This window comes from Rhizobium sp. P1_C7, assembly GCF_056406295.1.
This window is the reverse complement of the sequence record NZ_JBFUAL010000065.1, coordinates 1-1025: the sequence shown is the minus strand read 5'-3', so window position 1 is coordinate 1025 and position 1025 is coordinate 1. Positions and strand designations below refer to the sequence as shown.

Annotated in this window: 1 protein-coding gene; it reads left to right on the top strand. The window is 67.0% G+C overall.

Going from position 1 to position 1025, the window contains the following annotated elements:
- Nucleotides 1–1025: DUF4082 domain-containing protein (locus AC1D2R_RS32130; protein ID WP_477973863.1), on the top strand; the 1025-nt coding region annotated here is incomplete at both ends.

Below are 1025 nucleotides of genomic sequence, written 5' to 3'. Positions count from 1 at the left end.
GCTTCGGCGCGACCACGGGCACGCTCGGCACGGCGCTCAACGGCACTTATGGCAGCCTCGTGCTCAATGCGTCGGGCGCCTACACCTACACCGTCAACGAGAGCGCCTCCGCCGTGCAGGCCTTGCGGCTGTCGACCAACACGCTGACCGATGCCTTCAGCTACACCATGCGCGACACCGCCGGCGCCATCGCCACGGCGACGCTCACCGTCACCGTTCACGGCGCCAATGACGCGCCGGTGCTCGCCGTCCAGACCGCCAACCAGAGCGCCACGGTGGGCACCGCGTTCTCGCTTGCACTCCCCGCCGGCACGTTCACCGATGTCGACAGCGGCGAGACGCTCACCTACACGGCACTGGCYGCCGACGGCTCGGCGCTTCCCGCCTGGCTGAGCTTCAACGCCACGACGCGGACCTTCACCGGCACGCCGACGGCCGCCAATACCGGCACGCTCGCCGTCCGGGTGACGGCGAGCGATCTCGGCAGCCTGGCTGCCAACGAGACATTCAACATCGCCGTGTCGACGGCCCCCACGACCTACAGTCTGTTCAGCGCGTCCAGCACGCCTGCGCAGACCAACCTCAACGATGGTCAACAACTCGAGGTCGGGGTCAAGTTCCAGTCCAGTGTCGGCGGTGACATAACGGCCCTCAAGTTCTACCGCAGCGCCAACGACTCCGGCCAGAATGTGCTGGACCTGTGGACCGCGACCGGCACCAAGCTTGCCACCGTCAGCTTCACCAACACGTCGGCGAGTGGCTGGCAGACGGTGGCCCTGGCAGCGCCCATAACCATCGCCGCCAACACCACCTACATCGCCTCGTACCACACCACCGGCGCCTACGTGGCGACCGGCAACTTCTTCACCACCGCCGTCACCAATAGCCCGCTGACGGCGCCGTCCAGCGCCACCGCCGGCGGCAACGGTGTCTATGCCTATGGTGGCTCAGCCACTACCGGCCTGTTTCCGACCAGCACTTTCGCTTCCGCCAACTACTTTGCCGACGTGGTCTTCCGGCCAACG